The organism is Kocuria gwangalliensis, assembly GCF_039544365.1.
Classification (GTDB): Bacteria; Actinomycetota; Actinomycetes; order Actinomycetales; family Micrococcaceae; genus Kocuria; species Kocuria gwangalliensis.
The window spans coordinates 40,410-59,068 of record NZ_BAABLN010000014.1 but is presented as its reverse complement, the minus strand read 5'-3'; the positions used below and the strand labels follow the sequence as shown (position 1 = coordinate 59,068).

Sequence of the window (18,659 nt, the reverse complement as noted above, 5' to 3'; positions counted from 1 at the left end):
GTTACTGGCCTTCCTCACGCTGGTAGGTGCGAGCCACCTGTTCTGCATAGGCCTGGGACTGTTCCAGAGCCTCGTCGACGGTGATCTGGCCGGCCACGGCCGCCGAGATCTGCTGGCCCACACGGGTGCCCAGATCTTGGAATTCCGGAATGGCCACGAATTGCAGGCCGTCATACGGGACCGGATGAGTCATGGAGGTTTCCTGGGACGCGCCGTCCATGGCATCCAGGGTGGGCTGCGCGTATGCCTGAGAGATCTTGCGGTATTCGGGCACCTGATAGGTGGAGTAGCGCGATCCCGGAGGCACGCGTTCCCAGCCGAAGCGCTCACCCACGAGTTCGATGTACTCCTTGTTGGTCATCCAGGAGACGAAATCCCACGCGGCGTCCTTGTGATCGGAGGTGCTGGGAATGGCCAGCGACCAGCTGTAGAGCCACCCCGCGTCCTCGGTGTCCATGACGGGGGCGGGTGCATACCCGTTCTGCCCCGCCACGGTGGAGGACGCGGGATCCTCGATCGAGGACACCATGGCCGTGGCGTCGTACCACATGGCGGCGTTTCCCTGGCTGTAGCGGGTGATGCAGTCGCCGTAGCCGGACGTCGCCGCGCCGGGCTGACCGTGTTCGCGGACCAGGTTCACGTACTCGTTCACGGCCTGCTTGGTCTTGTCAGAGGTGAGCGTGGGGTTCCAATCCTGGTCGAACCAGCCGCCGCCGTAGGTGTTCATGACCGTGCTCAGCGGCGCCATGACCTCGCCCCAGCCGGCCAACCCGCGCAGGCAGATGCCGGAGACACCGTTGTCCGGGTCATCCAGGGTGGCCGCGAGCTCATTGATCTCCGGCCAGGTGGGATTTTCCGGCATGGTGACGCCGGCGTTCTTGAACATTTCCTCGTTGTAGACGAGGAAGGAAGACTCTCCGTAGAAGGGTACGGAGTACATGTCATCTTCATAGCTCAGGGCCTCACGGATCGAGCCGATGAAGTCCTGATCGTCATAGCCCTCGGTCTTGTCGATGTAGGGCTGGAGGTTCTCGATCCAACCGTTTTCGGCCCAGATCGGGGTTTCGTAGTTGGAGATCATGACCACGTCGAACTCGCCACCGCCGGTGGCGACAGAAGCGGTGATCTTGGCGCGGGCCTCGTTCTCGGGCAGGGACACGAATTTCACGTTGACGTCCGGGTGGGCCTTGGCGAACTCGTCCTGCAGTTCCATGGCGTCCTGCATTTGCGGGTTGGACACGATGGCCACGACAATCTCGTCCTTGGTCTCGTCCGCGGACGCGGCGCACCCGGTCATCGCGAAGCCCGTGAGCAGGGCCAGTAGCAAGGCCTGCCACCACACGCCCCGGCGCCCGGCGATGCGAGGTCGATCCCTGACACGATCCGGAGCAGCTGTGCTGTTACGCATGATGTTCCTTGTCATCGATGTTCTGATGTCGGAAGAGCGCAGCCAACAACAGCTACTCTCAAGTGAGAATCTTGCGATTCACATCTGAGAAGTGATGTTAGTCATATAGACTCAGATGATCAAGAGCCGACCCCTCAGATGCGGTGAGAAATGCCCACGACCGACCCATGGCCCCCCAATGATCCATCGGCGCGCCAAAAACTTCTGGCTCAATTGGCCCAGCTGTACTTTGTGGACGGCGCGTCCAAGGTGGCGATCGGCAAACAAATCAACCTGTCACGGTTCCAGGTGGCCGCGCTCATCCAGGAGGCGCAAGACACCGGAATCGTCCGCATCGAGATCGTGATCCCGGACAATGACCAGGACGCTCGGCTCGCCCAGGCACTCGGAATCACTCGGGTCGTCACGGTGGGTACCGGGCCGTGGCCCGCGGACCGCCACACCCTGGCCAGGGAAACCGCCCGTGTCTTCATGGACCAGGTCGAGCCCGGAGATGTGCTGGGCATTTCATGGTCCCGCACTCTTCAACTCGTCACTCGGGAGCTGCCGCAGCTACCCCACAACCAGGTCATTCAACTGGCCGGGGCGCTCAATAACGATGACAATCAGGCGGCTCCCCGTCTCCTGGCGGAGCTGACGTGCCAATCCGCGTGGCCGCTCTGGGCACCACTCATCGTGGAGAACGCCCATGCGCTCATGAAGAGCCCGGAAATTGCACGGACACTTGACCGGGCCAATGCCCTGGACGTCGCCCTGATCGCCATTGGGGCCTGGTCGCCGGAGCTGTCCTCCGTGTGGAACAGGGTGCCCCCGGAGGTAGCCGAACAGGCCCGCAACGCGGGCGCCGTCGCCGAAATTTCGGGACATCTCCTGACTGCGGACGGTGCCCCGGTCAGCTCACCGGTCGAGTCCATGGTCGTCGCTGCCTCGGTGAACCAGATCAGGAACGCTCGCACCACCGTGGCCGCTGCTTCTGATGCAGGCCGGGCACCCGCGGTCCACGCCGCCGCGCGCGCCGGGCTCATTGACGTTCTCGTGTGTGACGAGCCACTGCGCCAGGCCCTGGCCGCGCTCGTCGACCGCCCCGAACCCACGCCGGCCAGCGCCGGCTGACCCAGAGATTCCGGAAAGGTATTCGCATATGTCCGCAACGGTGGTGGGGATCGACTCCTCAACACAGTCCTGCAAAGTAGTGGTGGTGGATCTGGAGAGCGGCAAGGTGCTCTCGATCGCCACGGCACCCCACCCGGACGGCACGAGTGTCGATCCACACGTGTGGCTGCAAGCACTCAAGACCGCGTGGCGGGAGGCGGGAGTTCCCGAGCGCGGCGATGTCGTGGGCGTGTCCGTGGCCGGGCAGCAGCACGGCATGGTGGCCGTTGATGTCCAGGGCGCACCCGTGCATGATGCGCTGCTGTGGAACGACGTGCGCAGCGCCCCGCAGGCCGCTCGCATGGTGAGCGAGCACGGCGTGGACTGGTGGATGGAAACGGTCAACATGGCGCCCGTGAGCTCCATGACCCTGGCCAAGCTCGCGTGGTTGCGCGAGAACGAGCCCCAAGCCGCCGCCCGGGTGCACCGGGTCATGTTGCCGCACGACTGGCTGACCCTGCACCTGAGCGGTGAGTTCGTCACGGATCGCTCGGATGCGTCCGGTACCGGCTACTTCCACGCCACGGACAACCAGTACCGACCCGAGCTGCTCCAGGAGTATTTCGGCGCGGTTCCGGAATTGCCGCGGGTGCTGGCCGCTCACGAGCCCGCCGGTACTCTCATGCCGGAGTGGTGCGGAACCGGCGGCACGCCCGCCGTGGTCGGCGCGGGTGCGGGAGACAATGCTGCCGCGGGTCTGGGTCTGAACCTCGAGCCGGGCGAGGTGGCCATTTCCGTGGGCACCTCGGGCACGGTGTTCGCCTGTAACGCCGAGCCCACGATCGATCGCTCCGGTGTCACCGCCGGTTTCGCAGACGCCACCGGCCAGCACCTTCCCCTGTTGTGCACCATCAATGCCGCGCGCGTCATGACCACCACCGCCGCCACGCTGGGGGCCGATCTGGACGAATTCACGCGGCTGGCCACGAGCGGACCCAGCGACGCCGGCGGGCTCACGATGCTCCCCTATTTCGACGGCGAGCGCACGCCCAACCTACCCGAGGCCACCGGACGCTTGGACGGCCTCACCCGGGCGTCGTTCACGCGAGAAAATCTCGCGCGCTCCGCCGTCCTGGCCGTGGCGAATTCGCTGGCGGACTGCCTGGACATCCTGCGCGATATTCACGTGGACGTGGAGCGGGTGTTGCTCATTGGCGGCGGCGCCAAGTCGGACGCGCTGCGCAGTGTGCTCCCGGACACCCTGAATCTGACCGTCAGTGTCCCGCGCTCCGCAGAGTACGTGGCGTTGGGTGCCGCTCGCCAGGCAGCATGGGCAGCGACCGGACGGCAACCCGACTGGCCCCGCGTGATCGACAGCGAATTGGCACCCACCGGCGACACCGGCGTCGGCGAGTTCCGCGAGCGCTACGGGGCCTTGCGGCGCCGCTACGAAAAGCAGCTGAGCTGACGACGCCGCTCGGAGACCGGGCGGCTCAGGCGAGGGTTCCGCGAACGGCCGCTTCGATGGTGGCTCGCGCGCCGTGGCTACGGAAACTGCGAAGCGCCGCGAGATACGGTGTGGTGAATTCGGGGTGCGCCACGAGGTCGCCGAAGAGTTCGGGGTCCCGGATGAACGCGAGTTCGTCATCCTCGTGCTGGGCGGCGGCAATCATGACACGGTCCTTACGCTGATCGACCACGTCGATCGGCTGGCCGTTCTCGTCCGTCCCTTCGGCGTAGCGCGCCCATGAGGCCACGATGGTGGCAGAGAGGGTGAGCTCTCCTCCGGCGGCCAGGTTTTCCTGGATGACCGGGACCAGCCACTTGGGGATCCGGTCGGAGGACTCGGCGCACAACCGCGCCAGAGTGTCCCGGACATGAGGGTTCGCGAACCGTTCGATCAGCTGACGTTTGTAGGCGTGAACGTTCACTCCCTCGAGGGGCTGCAGGGTGGGCGTGGCTTCACGGTCCATGTAGGCCAGCAAATACTCGACGAAGAGCGGGTCCTGGCACACCTCATGTGCGTAGCGGTAGCCGGCCAGGTAGCCGGGGTAGCACAGGGCCTGGTGGCTGGCGTTGAGCAACCGGAGCTTCATGAGTTCATAGGGCACCACGTCGGGAACGACCTGCACACCAACGGCCTCGAACGGCGGCCGCCCGGACACGAAGGAATCCTCGAGCGCCCATTGGGTGAACGGTTCGCACACCACTGGCCAGGTGTCCACCACGCCGAACTCGCGGGTGACGAGTTCCCGGTCCGCGTCCGTGGTGACCGGGGTGATGCGGTCGACCATGGAATTGGGGAACGGGACGGTGTCCTGGATCCACTGCGCCAGCTCGGGGTCACGCAGCCGCGCGTAGGCCGTGAACTGCTCGCGTGCCATGTCCCCGTTGCCCTGAATGTTGTCGCAGGACATCACGGTGAAGGGCTCGGTACCCGCGGCCTTTCGCTGGGCGAGTGCTTCCACGACCAGCCCGAAAACGGTGGCCGGCGGTTCCGCAGAGAGTTCCTTGTCCGCGGCCTGGGCTTGTTCGAGATCATGCACCACGGCGGGGTTGGTGTCATCGAACCGGCCCGTGGCCTGGTTGAAGTTGTAGCCGCCCTCGGTGATCGTCAGGGAGACGATGCGGGTGCTGGGTGCGGTCAGCAATTGCATGGCCCGTTCGGGCTGGGCCGGAGCCAACACGTAATCGACGATCGACCCGATGACTCGGGGTTCCAGCGTGCCGTCCGGGTGCTTGAGGACCAAGGTGTACAGGTGGTCCTGTTCCTCCAGGGCCCTCTGCATGGCAGCGTCCCCGGGCAGTACCCCCATGCCGGCAATGCCCCAGTCGAGGGCCTCGCCCTGATTCATCAACTGATCCAGGTACATCGCCTGGTGCGCTCGGTGGAAGCCACCCACACCGAAGTGCACGATGCCCACCGTGACCTTGGAGCGGTCATAGCCGGGCACCGGAATCTCCAGTGCATCGAGGACCGAATGATTCAGCGGGCGGGCCTGTCCCGCGGCATGGTCAGAACTCACGAGATCCTCCAGAGGTGTGCAGCAAACCGCAGCGGGGAGAGCTGGGTCACATTGGAGAATATCAGATGAGCATCAGCGGTGTCTCATATGAGACCGAGGAATTCCGGGCGAAATCCTACCGCTCGAATTCGGTGACCCCGGTGAACTCCTGGGCCGCACGCAAACGCTCCAGTTGGTGCTCGGGGATCGGCGGCAGGTCGGTCAGGTTGTACCAGCCGACGGTCAATGATTCGTCATCCGCGACCCGCGCCTCGCCGCGCACGTAACGGCACACAAAGGTGTGGTCCAGGAACTGGCACAGGTCTCCGTTGGGGAACCGCACGACGTCGTAGGCCTTGACCCCCACGAGCGCTTCGACCTCGACGTCCACACCGGTTTCTTCGAGGCATTCCCGGCGTGCGGCAACGCCCGGGTCCTCCCCCGGTTCCACGATGCCGGTGATCAGACCCCAGTTGCCGTTGTCGGAGCGCTGACCCAGCAGCACCTTGCCCTCGTGGATGACCACGGCGGTGCAGCCCGGCAGCCACAAGAGGTCGTGACCAATTTTTTTGCGCAATTCCACGATGAATTCGGGTGTGGCCACGGGGCGGTCCTCCTGCTGGTCGAGCTGGCATGCTGAGCTCCATGTCTACCGGAGCGGCCTACATGAACGCCAAGACTCCCAGACTGCCCACCAGCATGAAGGGTCCGAAGGCTACCCGGGAGGACATCTCGATCTTGCGCGCGGCCAAGAGAGCCGCGGAGAACAAGCCCGCCAGGACAAAGGTCACCGCGATGGCCATGAACGTGTGGCTCACGGACGCGAAACCCGTGGCGATGCCCAGGACTCCCGCCAGCCGGACATCTCCCAGACCCATGCCGGCCGGGTAGACAAGGCGCAGCAGAACGAACAACCCGCCCATGATCATGAGACCCCACAGCATCCACCACCAACGGACGGGTTCACCACCGAGACTCGCGGAGACACCCAGGGGCGCGGTGACGGCTGGGTACAGCGGCCACACCACTTTGCGCGGGAGCCGGTGATACCGGATGTCGGTCGCGGCCAACCACACTCCTGTGCACGCAAGAACCAGGACACCCAGGGCACAGGTCGCCGCAGCCAACCACCCTGACGCGTTGGCCGCTTGGAGCTGTTGCCCCACGAACTCCCCGACACCCGCCGTCATTGGCTGCATCATGATCTCCATCCTAAGCACGCCCGCGGACACCGTCAGCCGACCCAGCGGATGTGCAGTACGGGTTCCTAGACTAGGGGTATGAGCGCACCGTGGGATTCCCGCCCCGCCCGAGTGAGCGTACCGGCCAATCAGTTCGCTGCGCTGTGCCGATCGTCCCCGTGGCGTTGGGACACGCTGCAGTTCACGCTGCACTGGACGGAGCGCGACAACCAACCGGCAGCGCTTCCCGTGCGGGCGTGGATTCGGCGGCCGTCGGATCTGCGCGTCGAGACACTGCAGGGCAAGCTGCTCTATACGGCCACCTCCCTCGAAAAGTCCCGTGACGATTTCTACGTGGCGGCCACCCCTAAGTCGTGGCTGCTCCCACCCGCGCTCGTCACGCCCCTCTACGACGACGACGGCCTCGTACGACGCCGCCCCGAGGCCGCCTACGGCGACCCCATGTTCGGAGGGGGCCGCTGGCAAGCGGTCCTGGACCCGGTCGAGTGCGTGGGATCCGCCCCCATTCCGAACAACTTGCCCGAGCAGCGGCCGTCCAACCTCACGGATGTGGTCCAGGGTCGCTTCGCGAACCGCAAGGTCTGGATCGCCACCGTCACTCCGAGAACCCGTTACCGCCCCTTTACCCCGGAACATCCGCTGGCACCCGGGCCCACGCGCATTGCCGTGGATACCGCGACCGGCGTGTGCGTATACTCCTCGGTGCTCGAGGGCCCCTTCGCGGGTCAGGGGCACAAGGTGGGCATCGAGGCCGTGGACGACTACCTCCTGGACGACCTCTTCACCGATATGGACTTCAACTTGACGGACGTCTCGGGCCACTTGCCGTGGCCCATTCCGCTGGACTGATCCAGCTGACGAAAGATGCCGCCCGGTGACCCTCGGGAACTAGGCCACCGCGCGGCGTCGGCATCTGGAGGAGAGTGCGGACTACATGTCCGAACGCTCCAGAACGTCGGTGACGAGCGCCGCGATCGGCGAGCGCTCGGAGCGGTTCAGGGTCATGTGACCGAGCAGTGGCTGCCCCTTGAGGGCCTCGACCACGGCAATGATTCCGTCGTGGCGACCCACGCGCAGGTTGTCGCGCTGGGCGACGTCGTGGGTGAGGACCACTTTGGAGTTTTGTCCGATGCGCGAGAGCGCGGTGAGGAGCACGTTGCGCTCCAAGGACTGCGCCTCGTCCACGATCACGAATGCGTCGTGCAGGGAGCGGCCTCGGATGTGGGTCAGGGGCAGCACCTCGAGCATGCCGCGGGCCACGACCTCCTCGACCACGGTGGTAGACACAACCGATGAGAGCGTGTCGAAGACCGCCTGACCCCACGGGTTCATTTTTTCTTCCTCGGTGCCGGGCAGGTAACCCAGGTCCTGGCCGCCCACGGCGTACAGCGGACGGAACACCATGATCTTTCGATGCTCGCGGCGATCCAGCACGGTCTCCAGTCCGGCGCACAGCGCCAGCGCGGATTTACCGGTGCCGGCGCGACCGCCCAGGGACACGATGCCCACCTCGGGGTCCAGGAGCAGGTCGATTGCCAGCCGCTGCTCGGCGGAACGACCGTGCAGGCCGAAAATGTCGCGATCCGCACGCACCAGGCGTGTACTGCCATCGTCGTGCAGTCGCCCCAGGGCGTGCCCCTTGGACGAGCGCAAGATCAAACCCGTGTTCGTGGGCACCCCGGCGGTCTGGTCCAGGTGCACCTGGGACTCCGCATAAAGTTGCTCGAGTTCCTCGTCCGTGACGTCGAGGGTCGCCGTGCCGCTGTACTCATCATCGGTGCCCACCCACTCGGCCCGGTATTCATCAGCTTCCAGCCCCAGCGCGGAAGCCTTCACACGCATCGGTAGGTCCTTGGACACCACGCACACGTCGTGGCCCTCTTCGGCGAGGTTCTTGGCCACGGAAAGAATGCGTGAGTCGTTGTCCTTGAGCCGGAAGCTCTGGGGCAGAACGGTGTCTGCCACGTGGTTGAGTTCCACCACCAGGCAACCACCGCTGGTGCCCAACGGGATGGGATGGTCCAGTCCCCCGTGCTCCACGCGCAGGTCGTCCAACAGCCGCAGTGCTTTGCGGGCGAAGAACCCCAGTTCGGGATCGTGGCGCTTGGCTTCGAGTTCCGTGATGACCACCACGGGCAGCACCACGCGATGCTCGGCGAACCGCAGGATGGCGCGGGGATCGGACAACAGGACAGACGTATCTATCACGTAGGAACGTACCGTTCGGGCCGCGGCCGGGGCGGACGGTGCAACTACGGACTCGGTGCTGACGGTCATGAAAACCTTCCGACGGTGGGTTCAACCGGTTGCTGAGGGGTTACCGGCTGCTTTCACCGTAGGGACCGCAAGGATGCGCATGTCACACACGCGGTGAACGGCGGGTGAATTCGGGCCGGGAACTCAGTTGCCGAAGCGCCGCTGACGAGTCGCATAATTACGCAGGGCGCGCAGGAAGTCCACGCGGCGGAAGTCCGGCCACAAGGCCTCGCAGAAGTAGAACTCGCTGTAGGCCGACTGCCACATCAGGAAACCGGACAGCCGCTGTTCACCGGAGGTACGGATCAGCAGGTCCGGGTCCGGCTGGCCCCGGGTGTAGAGGCGGGCGGAAATGTCGTCCACGGACAGGGTCTCCGCCAACGCCTCCACCGAATCCCCGCGGTCTCGGGCGTCCCGGATGACTTCGCGAACGGCGTCGACGATTTCCTGCCGTCCGCCGTAGCCCACCGCGATGTTCAGGTGCGGACCGGGGTTGTCCGCGGTCGATTCCGCTATGCACGCAACCTGCTCACGCAGTCGGGGTGGCAGCGAATCCAAGGCGCCCACCGGCTGGATCCGGCACAGCGCCTCGTCCTGCAGTTGGGTGACCAGCCCGGAAATGATTTCGATCAGCGCCGTGAGTTCTTCCTGCGGCCGCTTCAGATTTTCGGTGGAGAGGATGTACAGGGTGACCACGTCGATGTCGAGATCCGCGCACCAGTGCAGAAACTCTACGATCTTCTGGGCGCCGGCCTTGTGACCGTCCGTGGTGGAGGCGCCGAGCTGACGGGCCCACCGGCGGTTGCCGTCCACCAGAACACCCACGTGATGCGGCAAAGTGTCCTTCTTCAGGCTGCTGGCCAGGCGCGATTCGTACAGGGAGTACAGCGGACGAGGCAGTTTCACCGTAGCGATCCTCCCCTGTTTCGACTGGGCCAACACACAACCATGCCCTCTAAACTACCCGTATGGGCAGCCGCCGGTGGTCAAGCGAATCCCCCAGCATCCTGGTGTTCGCTCCGGTCGGCAGCGGAGAAAGAGACTGGTGACATGACGCAGGGCAACAGAACCGGCACCGGATCCACGGTGCACCGGGCCACGGAAAGTCTGAGCGCGGCGGCGGAACGGATCATCGAGAAGAAACCCGCGTGGCGCGGTTGGATCCACGCCGGATTCGCCCCGGTGGCCCTGGCTCTCGGCCTGATCGCGGTGCTCCTGGCACCCACCACGGAACTGCGGGCTGCGTGCGTGGTGTATTCGATCACCGCCGTGATGCTCTTCGGCACGTCGGCCGTGTATCACCGCTTTTACTGGGGCCTGCGCATGAACGCCGTACTGCGCCGGCTGGACCATTCGAATATCGCCCTGGTCATCGCGGGCACCTACACACCGTTGGCCGTGGCATTGCTGTCCCCGGACGCAGCCCAGGTGCTGCTGATCATTATTTGGTCCCTGGGCGCGGCCCTGGTGATCTTTCGCGTGTTTTGGATGCATGCGCCCCGCTGGCTTTACACTCCGCTGTACATCCTGATGGGCTGCCTGTCGTTGGTGTACCTCCCGGCCTACTTCGCGGCGAACATCCCGGCGACCGTATTGGTGATTGCCGGCGGTCTCTTCTATATCGGCGGGGCCGTGTGTTACGCGCTCAAACGCCCGCACCTGCTGCCCGCGGTTTTCAGCTTCCACGAGGTGTTCCACGCCTGCACGATCCTGGGCTTCGTGTGCCATTACATCGCGATCATGCTCGCCATGTTCATGGGGTAACACCCCTTCCGGCCATCACGACCGGCGACGCCGCTAGGCCCGGTCCAGGAGTCCGCTCACCTCCTGCGTGGAACGCACCGGCAGTTCGCACTGCCCGTTGCGGCACAGCCACACCGCGAACTCGCCGCTCGATGCTTCGGGCACGCCATAGGGTGCTTGTTCCTTACCCAGCACCAGGACATCGGTGACTCGCCGTTGCCCGGCGCTCGACTGCACCCGATTCCATTCGTCCTCGCTCGCGTGCACCACTTCGAGCAGCGCCGGCGGTTGAAGGCGCAGCATCCACGCATGAAGAGCACCCCCGGCCGCCGTGGCAGCACGGGTGACCAACCCCTGGGCCGGCTTCACCAGCACGTCCACCACCTCGTCGCTTGAACGCCCGGCCACCTCCGGCTGCCCGAGGAGCACGAGCCACCGCGCCAGGCACGACTGGGCCGACGCCGCGACGCCGTCGAACGGGTCCGCCTGTCCCGTGGCACCCGCGGTGAGCAGAACCGCATCCGGATCCGCCGAATCCAGGGGGGTGTCCCCGCGCATGAACTTCTCAACCGTTACCTCGGCCAGCTCCAGACTGCGGGCGTACCACTGCCCGAGCCCCGTGGCCCGGTACAGCGCGAGCAGTGCCAGGCCCGCGCGCGCATAATCCTCCAATTGCCCGTCATGCGGGTCAACGGTGCCCTGCCGGGACGTGCGCGCCAGCGTCTTGGTGTCCCGGTTCCAGTGGCGGGTCCACAAGAACTCCGCAGCCCATTCGGCGGTCTCCAACCATGCCGGTTGATCCAGCAGAACCGCGGCCTCCGCGAGAGCCTCGATGGCCATACCGTTCCACGCGGTCACGACCTTGTCATCGCGTTGCGGAGGCGTGCGCAGTTCCCGTTGCTCCCACAACTTCTCGCGCACGTTCCGGTCCAGGATCCCGCTCACGGCCCCAGACTCACCCCAGCCGGCCACGGCGGGCTGCGGTTCGGTGACATCGTCGAAGGAGAACGTGTAATACGCACCTTCACGCTCAGCACCCGGTGTGGAAGGCTCACTGTCCGCATCGAGGGAGGCAGCAATCGCGCCTTGTTCGGTGATCATTTCGCGCACCAGCCAGGTTACGATGCCCTGAGCCGCGTTGCGGTAACGAGCGGCACGCACCGGATCGGTCCCACGTTTGCCCAGATGCCGGGCGGCGTGGGCCAGAACCCGCAGCAACTGGGCGTTGTCGTAAAGCATCTTCTCGTAATGCGGTAGGGACCAGTTCGGGGTCACCGAGTACCGGAAGAACCCGCCGCCCACATGATCGTGCAGGGCGCCAGTGACCATGGCGTCCAGCGTAGCGGTGAGAAGCTCAGCGGCCCGAGCTGAATCGCGACCGTCGCGCGAGGATATGAGAAGAGCGGCTTCGAGCATGGGCGAGGGCGGGAACTTGGGACCGTTGCCGAAGCCCTCGTGCGTGGAGTCCCGGGCTACTTCCAGGGCGTCCAGCCACGGCCCGATCAGCTGCGCTTCCTGCTCGTCGATGTCCCCCGCGGGGTCCGGAACCGCCACCTGCACAGGCCCGGCGGTGTGCCGGTCCGTTCCGAGCATGGACGCGACGGCTTCCGGATGACGTTGCAGTGCGTCCGTGACCGATTGCGCGCCTTCCATCACTTGCTCACGGCGCTCGACCCATGCATCATGGACCGCGCGGAGCACCTGCATGAACGAGGGCCTACCCTGTACGGGGCGCGGCGGGTAGTAGGTGCCCGCGTGGAACGCCTGGCCCTGCGGTGTGAGAAAAACCGTCATGGGCCAGCCGCCCTGCTGGGTGAGCAGCTGGGTTGCGGACATGTACAGGGCATCAACGTCCGGGCGTTGTTCGCGGTCCACCTTGAGAGCCACGAAGTGCTCGTTGATGTACTCCCCCACCGCGGGGTCCTCGAATGACTCGTGGGCCATCACGTGGCACCAGTGGCACGCGGCGTAACCCACGGAAAGTAACACGGGCACATCCCGGGAGCGGGCCTGCGCAAAGGCCGCGGGCTCGAACTCCCACCAGTCCACGGGGTTCTGGGCGTGCTGCAGCAAATAGGGGCTGGTGGAATGCGCGAGCCGGTTGGTCATGGCTCCACGATGCCACGAGCCCCTCACACGCATAAGGGGGTGGACATGGAAATGGGTCCGCACCGGGTCCGAAAACCATGTTCTCAGAACCCGGACGGACCCGCTCCGCACCTACTTCAGCACTCAGTCTCGGGGGGCAGAACTTCCGCCGCGTGGGTCCCGGCCCGCATCGGGTGCGGTACGAGGTTCGGGTGAACGAGCGGCGTCGTCGGCGTTTGTGGTGACCGGAGACGTCGTGTCGGATGTGTGCGCGTAACCGCCCAGGGCGTCCTCCGCGGCGCGTTGCTCGGCGTACTGGGCCCGGTACCGCAGTCGACGATTGCGGCGGTTGAAGTCCAGGATCAGGAGGATCACGGCCGCCACCAGGAAGAACGTGGCCAGGAAACCCGCAAGTCCGGGTGACACCTGGCTGGGCTCCAGCCCGGGCTTGAGATCACCCGCGGGATTGTCCGTGGCGGCTCGGAGCAGCGCGGTGGTCAACATGTTCACGACTGGTTACGCCTTTCGAGGGGAAGTTGTCCGGGCGTCCGGGTCGATACCCGCGAACAAGTCGGTCTCGGGAACGGAGATCTCCACGCGCGCATCCGCCAGGGAGTAGTCCTCCCACGGCCAGACCTCGGCTTGCATGTCCGAGGACACGGCGAAGAACGGGCCGTCCGGGTCCACCTGGGTTCGGTGGCAGCGCAGGGCGTCGTCTCGAGCGGAGAAGGTTTCCGGGCACTCGATCTTGGTGGTGGTTTCATGACGGGGTACCGGCGGGCGGTGACCCTCGGGATCGGTCTCCTGTAGGGCGGCAATGCGCTCCGCGTACGGGGACTGGAAACCGCGTTCCTCCAAGGCCTCGTGCAGGGCGATGAACCGCTCCACGTTGAATGCGCGGTCGTAGTAGACCTTGAGCGGGGTCCAGGGCTCGCCCGTTCCCGGGTACGCATCCGGATCACCGGCCTTGCGGTAGGCCTCCATGGACACGTTGTGCGTCTGGATGTGATCCGGGTGCGGGTAGCCGCCGTTCTCGTCGTAGGTCAGAATCACGTGCGGGCGGAACTCGCGCACCAGCTGCACCAGTGGTGCGGCCGCACGCTCGAGCGGCTGCAACGCAAAGCATCCCTCGGGCAACGGGGGCAACGGGTCGCCCTCGGGCAAACCGGAATCCGCGAACCCGACCCAGCGGTGCTCGACGTTCAGGGCCCGGGCGGCCTGCGCCATTTCCTCACGGCGCAACCCCGGCAGGTCACGCTCGGCCCACGGCACACCCGCCATCTGGGCATTCAGGATGGAGCCCTGCTCGCCACCGGTGCACGTGGCCACCATGACGCGAGCGCCCAGGCCCACGTAGTGAGCCATGGTCGCCGCGCCCTTGCTGGACTCGTCATCCGGATGGGCGTGAATGGCCAAGAGCCGGAGTTTCGAATAATCCGTCACGGAACGGGAGCCTCCAGGGTGGGTTCGGACAAAACACAATCCCCGGTATCTTACGCCCGTACCTCGGTTAATGCTGTCGGGTCCGTCACCCGCACCACGCATTCTCAGGGGATCCCAACCCGCACTGGATACAGTGGTGCCATGAGTTCTTCCACCCCCGCATCAGGATCCGCCTCGGGCGATGTCCTGGCGCAACGCTATGGCACCGGGCGCGGCCCGGTGTCCGCACGCGGCCGGCGCGGACCTTCCTACCGGGGATGGGTGATCATTGCCGTGATCGCCACGGTGCTCTCGGCGCTGTTCGTCGTGTGGATCGTGCAGGGTCAGTCCAGCGCGCCGGCCGCCAAGGACGTCAGCTTCCGGGTGCAGGACGCCGGCCACACGTACGCGGACTTCGACCTCACCAAGGACCCGGACCAGACGGTCACGTGTGCGGTGCGCGCGCTCAACGAGCAGTACGCGATTGTCGGGTGGAATGAAGTGACCATCGGCGAGGTGGCCCCCGAGGAACTCAACGGCCGCACCAGCACGCACCGGGTGCCCGTGCGCACCACCAACGAGGCCAATTCCGTGGGCGTGGATTCCTGCTGGAGCGTGGACTGATCACGGTCCCGCGCCGTCGCGTGACGCGGCTGCTTTTGAGCCCGGACCGTGGCCTCACTTACACTGGGGTATAGAAACTTTGTACGATCCCCGACCGGATGGGCAGCGAGCCGCTACGGCTCACCACCGGGGCGGGGTTTTTCACACGTGCTCACCACACCGGTGGGCACCCGAGAACGGAGATAGCGTGGCTACAAACGAGGGCGCCTGGCTGACCCAGGAAGCATACGATCGACTCAAGAAGGAGCTCGACCACCTTTCCGGGCCGTACCGTCAGGAAATCGTTGATCGTATCGAACAGGCCCGCTCCGAGGGAGACCTCAAGGAGAACGGCGGTTACCACGCTGCCCGCGAAGAGCAGGGCAAGAACGAGGGTCGCATCAACCAGCTGACCCAGTTGCTGGATAATGCTCAGGTGGGCGAGGCCCCCGCGGACGACGGCGTGATCGAGGCCGGCATGGTGGTCACCGCGGACATCGCCGGGGACGAGATGACCTTCCTGATCGGCTCCCGCGAGGTCGCCGAGGACCTGACTGGCGGTGAGGACATCGAGGTGTTCTCCGAACGCTCCCCCATGGGCGCGGCGATCAGCGGCCACAAGGTGGGCGACGAGCTGACGTACAAGGCTCCCAACGGCAAGGACATCAAGGTCAAGGTCCTGGACGCCAAGCCGTTCAACAACTGACCCACTCGCAGTCATGATCCGGGGCCGCTCTCACCATCCGAGGGCGGCCCTCGGTCATTGTCACGTCAATCCCCTGATTTCCCGAGCCCAGGAGCATTCGTGGTTACCCACTGGAGCCGTCAACCCACCACATGGACCGTGCCGCTGATCGCCCTGACCGCGCTGCTGGCCGTCTCCGCAATCGTCGTGCACTTCTTGGGCCAGTCGAACCCGGAGCTCAACGCCACGGGCGGTCTGCGTAACATCCTGTGGTTCGCAACGTTCGTCGTTGCCTTCCTCACGTATTTCACCGCGCGGGGTGGACGACGCCGCTGACACCCGATGCGCGGCGCTGCTCGCCCATCCGTGTGGGTCAGTGCACCACCACGGGCCGGAAGCCCTGAGCCTCCAGCGCGTCGATGACCTTGTCGCAGTGGGCGTGGCCCTTGGTCTCCATGTCAATGGTGATGGAGACATCCCCCATGGACAGCGAACCGCCGATGCGCGTGTGATCCACTCCGGTCACGTTGGCGTCCATGTCCGCGATGATCCGCGAGATCAGGGCCAGCTCACCGGGGCGGTCGGTGAGCATCATCTTGATGGTCATGTACCGGCCTGCCGCGGACAGACCGCGCTGGATCACCTTGAGCATGAGCATGGGGTCGATGTTGCCGCCGGACAGCAACACCACCGTGTTGCCCAGATCCCCGTAGGACTCCTTGAGCCGGCCTTCCAGAATGGCGGCCACACCCACGGCGCCGGCGGGTTCCACGACCATCTTGTTGCGTTCCAGCATGAAGATGAGCGCTTGAGCCAGTGAGTCCTCACTGACCGTGGTCACGTCGTCCGCGAGTTCCTTAATGATCTGGAACGGCAGCTGACCGGGGCGGCCCACCGCAATGCCATCGGCAATGGTGGACACCTTGCTGAGCGTCACGAGCGCGTCCCCGGCCAGTGACGGCGGGTAGGCGGCGGCGTTTTCCGCCTGCACACCAATCAGACGAATGTCCCGTCCCAGTTCCTTCGCCTTGGCTTTCACGGCCACGGACAGCCCGGCCAACAAACCTCCCCCGCCCACGCCGGCAATGATGGTGTCGACGTCCGGGACCTGATCCACGATCTCCAGCCCCAGGGTGCCCTGTCCGGCAATGATGGCCGGGTGATCGAAGGGATGCACGAACACCGCACCCGTTTCTTCCGCGTACCGTTGAGCCTCGGTCAGGGCCTGGTCCACGGTACTGCCGAACAGCACGACCTCGGCTCCGTGGTCCTGGGTGGCCGCGACCTTGGGCAGCGCCGCGCCCAACGGCATGTAGATCCGCGCCTTGATACCCAGCTTGTTGGCGGCCAGCGCCACACCTTGCGCGTGGTTACCCGCCGACGCCGCCACCACGCCCCGCGCTTTGTCCTCCTCGGAGAGCCCGGCCATCCGGATGTACGCGCCGCGGATCTTGAAGGACCCGGCACGCTGCAGATTCTCGCACTTGATGTGGACTTCGGAGCCGAGCATGCGGGACAGCGCTCGTGAGTGCGCCACGGGCGTTCGCTCAATGACGTCTTCCAACATGTGCGAGGCACGTTCGACATCCGCCGCGGTCACCGGCATTTCGTTGAGGCCCACTTCACACTTCTTTCACTCTGCACTGCGCGCCGCACGCGGGCGGTCACCGTATCGGTTGGTCAGCCGCGGTCTATGCGCTGCCGTACCAAAACGCGGCGCCCTCGTTCAAGGGCGCCGCGTTCCATGCTATTACCCGTTCGGACGCTGTTTCGTCCCGCGACTATGCGCGATTCACGCTGTCCTGGTTAATGGTGGCGTCGTGCTCGGTGTCCTTCTTGTGTTTTTCCTCGCGCTTGAGCTCTTCCAATTCGCGGTCCTTATGGCGCTTGAGTCGGAATCGCTGGAGCTGCTCCATGACCTGCTCGCGCGTCAGGTCCTGCTTCTTGGCTTCCTTCTTGATCTCCCACGGATACATGAAGGGGGTCCACGCGATTTGGTCATCCTGTTCCCATGCACGGGAAGACAGGTATCGCACGATCGTGTTCAGGATCGCCAACAGGGGGACAGCGAACAGCGCGCCCACAATGCCGTACAGCACGGCACCTGAGGCCACGGCCAGGAAGACTGCCACGGGGTGCAGGGAAACAGCCTTGCCCATGACCAGCGGCTGCAGCACGTTCGACTCGATCTGCTGAACCAGCAGCACGACACCCAACATGGCCAGGGCAACACCCAGGCCATTGGCCACCAACGCGACCAGGACGGCAATGATGCCGGTGGCAACGGCACCGACGATGGGGATGAACGAGGCCAGGAAGACCAACACGCCAATGGGTAGCGCCAGCGGGACGCCCAGGAGGAAGGCACCCAAACCGATGCCGACGGCGTCGACGAACGCCACGAACACCTGGATGCGTACGTACTGGGCGAGGGATACCCAACCCTTACGACCGGCACCGTTGACGGCAGCGCGGGCGCGGTGCGGGAACAGTTTGACCATGAACAGCCAAATCGACTCGCCCTGCATGAGGAAGAACAGCAGCACGAACAACATGATGACGATGCCGGTCAGAATGTTGCCCGCGGTGGAGCCGAAGGTCATGGCCCCGGACAGAATAGCCTGCGAGTTCTCCTGCAGGGCGCTGCCGATCTCACCGAACCACTGATTAACGGTGTCGGTGGAGACGTTGAGGCGGCTGTCCTCGAGCATGCCGATGAGCTTCTGGAAGCCACCCACCGCGCTGTCCGAAAGTTGGGCGAAACCGGCGATCATTTGCTGGCCGGCCAGGGTCAGTAGGCCGAGCACCAACGCGATGAGACCGACCTCGACAATGGCTGCTGCCAGCCCGCTGGGCACATGCTTGGAACGCAGCCACTTGACGGCGGGGGCCAGCAGACCCGCCAACAGCGCCGCGAGGGCCACCGGGATGAGGACCGTGGAAACCTTGGACATGAGCCAACCCACCAGGCCGATGGCCGCGATCACCAAAATGACGCGCCATGACCACGCGGCAGCAATGCGCACCGGGGCGGAGACCATGTCACGCCCGTGACGTTCGGGGTTCGAAACCGGCACGGAATCATGCTTAGGTTGGTCCTGCTGAGAATGCGTCTGTGACGTAGACACGGTTGAAGACATGGCTACATCATGGCA

General features: G+C 65.2%; 18 protein-coding genes. 7 read left to right on the top strand and 11 right to left on the bottom strand.

All coding sequences use genetic code 11. From position 1 onward, the window contains the following. Nucleotide 1: 1 nt before the first annotated feature. On the bottom strand, nucleotides 2-1,408 hold the full coding sequence (locus ABEA06_RS06565) for an ABC transporter substrate-binding protein (RefSeq protein WP_396415697.1): 1,407 nt from the start codon (nucleotides 1,406-1,408) through the stop codon (nucleotides 2-4). Nucleotides 1,409-1,558: 150 nt separating this feature from the next. Here ABEA06_RS06565 and ABEA06_RS06560 point away from each other — a divergent pair, with 150 nt between their 5' ends. Next, nucleotides 1,559-2,521 (top strand): sugar-binding transcriptional regulator, encoded by a 963-nt coding sequence (locus ABEA06_RS06560; protein ID WP_312395744.1) that lies wholly within the window; start codon nucleotides 1,559-1,561, stop codon nucleotides 2,519-2,521. A 28-nt stretch (nucleotides 2,522-2,549) separates the two neighbouring features. Next, nucleotides 2,550-3,968 (top strand): xylulokinase, encoded by a 1,419-nt coding sequence (gene xylB / locus ABEA06_RS06555; RefSeq protein WP_345310971.1) that lies wholly within the window; start codon nucleotides 2,550-2,552, stop codon nucleotides 3,966-3,968. Between the two features lie 25 nt (nucleotides 3,969-3,993). On the opposite strand, the gene ABEA06_RS06550 is transcribed toward xylB, so the two are convergent. The 3 genes from ABEA06_RS06550 to ABEA06_RS06540 all read right to left on the bottom strand — a co-directional run bounded on the left by ABEA06_RS06550 (nucleotide 3,994) and on the right by ABEA06_RS06540 (nucleotide 6,707). Beyond that, complete coding sequence (locus ABEA06_RS06550) at nucleotides 3,994-5,526, bottom strand: mannitol dehydrogenase family protein (RefSeq protein WP_425559503.1); 1,533 nt, start codon at nucleotides 5,524-5,526, stop codon at nucleotides 3,994-3,996. A gap of 115 nt (nucleotides 5,527-5,641) precedes the next feature. Beyond that, the gene (locus tag ABEA06_RS06545; protein ID WP_303383233.1) at nucleotides 5,642-6,109 is read right to left on the bottom strand and encodes an NUDIX hydrolase; all 468 of its coding nucleotides are present in this window, start codon (nucleotides 6,107-6,109) and stop codon (nucleotides 5,642-5,644) included. Nucleotides 6,110-6,167: 58 nt separating this feature from the next. Beyond that, entirely contained in the window at nucleotides 6,168-6,707 is a 540-nt protein-coding gene (locus ABEA06_RS06540) for a prepilin peptidase (protein WP_303383232.1), read from the bottom strand. Between the two features lie 78 nt (nucleotides 6,708-6,785). On the opposite strand from ABEA06_RS06540, the gene ABEA06_RS06535 reads away from it, so the two are divergent. After that, complete coding sequence (locus tag ABEA06_RS06535) at nucleotides 6,786-7,556, top strand: hypothetical protein (RefSeq protein ID WP_345310970.1); 771 nt, start codon at nucleotides 6,786-6,788, stop codon at nucleotides 7,554-7,556. A gap of 81 nt (nucleotides 7,557-7,637) precedes the next feature. Here ABEA06_RS06535 and ABEA06_RS06530 read toward each other — a convergent pair whose 3' ends face one another. Together ABEA06_RS06530 and ABEA06_RS06525 are read right to left on the bottom strand one after the other, a co-directional pair. Continuing rightward, nucleotides 7,638-8,984: a PhoH family protein gene (locus tag ABEA06_RS06530; protein WP_345310969.1), complete on the bottom strand. Its 1,347-nt coding sequence runs from the start codon at nucleotides 8,982-8,984 to the stop codon at nucleotides 7,638-7,640. Between the two features lie 123 nt (nucleotides 8,985-9,107). Then, nucleotides 9,108-9,869: an isoprenyl transferase gene (locus tag ABEA06_RS06525; RefSeq protein ID WP_345310968.1), complete on the bottom strand. Its 762-nt coding sequence runs from the start codon at nucleotides 9,867-9,869 to the stop codon at nucleotides 9,108-9,110. Between the two features lie 144 nt (nucleotides 9,870-10,013). On the opposite strand from ABEA06_RS06525, the gene trhA reads away from it, so the two are divergent. Beyond that, nucleotides 10,014-10,727 (top strand): PAQR family membrane homeostasis protein TrhA, encoded by a 714-nt coding sequence (trhA, locus tag ABEA06_RS06520; protein ID WP_345310967.1) that lies wholly within the window; start codon nucleotides 10,014-10,016, stop codon nucleotides 10,725-10,727. A 33-nt stretch (nucleotides 10,728-10,760) separates the two neighbouring features. On the opposite strand, the gene ABEA06_RS06515 is transcribed toward trhA, so the two are convergent. The 3 genes from ABEA06_RS06515 to mca form a co-directional block, all read right to left on the bottom strand. After that, nucleotides 10,761-12,815 (bottom strand): thioredoxin domain-containing protein, encoded by a 2,055-nt coding sequence (locus ABEA06_RS06515; RefSeq protein ID WP_345310966.1) that lies wholly within the window; start codon nucleotides 12,813-12,815, stop codon nucleotides 10,761-10,763. 123 nt (nucleotides 12,816-12,938) lie between these two features. Then, on the bottom strand, nucleotides 12,939-13,298 hold the full coding sequence (locus ABEA06_RS06510) for a hypothetical protein (protein ID WP_312395747.1): 360 nt from the start codon (nucleotides 13,296-13,298) through the stop codon (nucleotides 12,939-12,941). Between the two features lie 12 nt (nucleotides 13,299-13,310). Further along, nucleotides 13,311-14,237, bottom strand: a complete 927-nt coding sequence (gene mca / locus ABEA06_RS06505) for a mycothiol conjugate amidase Mca (RefSeq protein ID WP_345310965.1) — start codon at nucleotides 14,235-14,237, stop codon at nucleotides 13,311-13,313. A 141-nt stretch (nucleotides 14,238-14,378) separates the two neighbouring features. Here mca and ABEA06_RS06500 point away from each other — a divergent pair, with 141 nt between their 5' ends. The 3 genes from ABEA06_RS06500 to ABEA06_RS06490 all read left to right on the top strand — a co-directional run bounded on the left by ABEA06_RS06500 (nucleotide 14,379) and on the right by ABEA06_RS06490 (nucleotide 15,840). Continuing rightward, nucleotides 14,379-14,840: a DUF4307 domain-containing protein gene (locus ABEA06_RS06500; RefSeq protein WP_303382553.1), complete on the top strand. Its 462-nt coding sequence runs from the start codon at nucleotides 14,379-14,381 to the stop codon at nucleotides 14,838-14,840. Nucleotides 14,841-15,027: 187 nt separating this feature from the next. Next, entirely contained in the window at nucleotides 15,028-15,525 is a 498-nt protein-coding gene (gene greA / locus ABEA06_RS06495) for a transcription elongation factor GreA (RefSeq protein WP_303382554.1), read from the top strand. A 99-nt stretch (nucleotides 15,526-15,624) separates the two neighbouring features. Then, nucleotides 15,625-15,840, top strand: coding sequence for a hypothetical protein (locus ABEA06_RS06490; protein WP_345310964.1), 216 nt, complete (start codon nucleotides 15,625-15,627; stop codon nucleotides 15,838-15,840). A 37-nt stretch (nucleotides 15,841-15,877) separates the two neighbouring features. Here ABEA06_RS06490 and ilvA read toward each other — a convergent pair whose 3' ends face one another. Together ilvA and ABEA06_RS06480 are read right to left on the bottom strand one after the other, a co-directional pair. Then, on the bottom strand, nucleotides 15,878-17,110 hold the full coding sequence (gene ilvA, locus ABEA06_RS06485; protein ID WP_303382567.1) for a threonine ammonia-lyase: 1,233 nt from the start codon (nucleotides 17,108-17,110) through the stop codon (nucleotides 15,878-15,880). Between the two features lie 175 nt (nucleotides 17,111-17,285). Beyond that, a complete protein-coding gene (locus ABEA06_RS06480) occupies nucleotides 17,286-18,581 on the bottom strand; it encodes an AI-2E family transporter (protein WP_345310963.1) in 1,296 nt (431 codons plus the stop codon). Nucleotides 18,582-18,659 lie beyond the last annotated feature (78 nt).

Bases quoted from the DNA above. Each gene is read 5' to 3' on its own strand.
- xylB (WP_345310971.1), top strand. From the start codon at position 2,550: ATGTCCGCAACGGTGGTGGGGATCGACTCCTCAACACAGTCCTGCAAA.
- ABEA06_RS06530 (WP_345310969.1), bottom strand. From the start codon at position 8,984: ATGACCGTCAGCACCGAGTCCGTAGTTGCACCGTCCGCCCCGGCCGCG.
- ABEA06_RS06560 (WP_312395744.1), top strand. From the start codon at position 1,559: ATGCCCACGACCGACCCATGGCCCCCCAATGATCCATCGGCGCGCCAA.
- ABEA06_RS06500 (WP_303382553.1), top strand. From the start codon at position 14,379: ATGAGTTCTTCCACCCCCGCATCAGGATCCGCCTCGGGCGATGTCCTG.
- ilvA (WP_303382567.1), bottom strand. From the start codon at position 17,110: ATGCCGGTGACCGCGGCGGATGTCGAACGTGCCTCGCACATGTTGGAA.
- ABEA06_RS06540 (WP_303383232.1), bottom strand. From the start codon at position 6,707: ATGATGCAGCCAATGACGGCGGGTGTCGGGGAGTTCGTGGGGCAACAG.
- ABEA06_RS06510 (WP_312395747.1), bottom strand. From the start codon at position 13,298: ATGTTGACCACCGCGCTGCTCCGAGCCGCCACGGACAATCCCGCGGGT.
- trhA (WP_345310967.1), top strand. From the start codon at position 10,014: ATGACGCAGGGCAACAGAACCGGCACCGGATCCACGGTGCACCGGGCC.
- ABEA06_RS06535 (WP_345310970.1), top strand. From the start codon at position 6,786: ATGAGCGCACCGTGGGATTCCCGCCCCGCCCGAGTGAGCGTACCGGCC.
- ABEA06_RS06515 (WP_345310966.1), bottom strand. From the start codon at position 12,815: ATGACCAACCGGCTCGCGCATTCCACCAGCCCCTATTTGCTGCAGCAC.
- ABEA06_RS06565 (WP_396415697.1), bottom strand. From the start codon at position 1,408: ATGCGTAACAGCACAGCTGCTCCGGATCGTGTCAGGGATCGACCTCGC.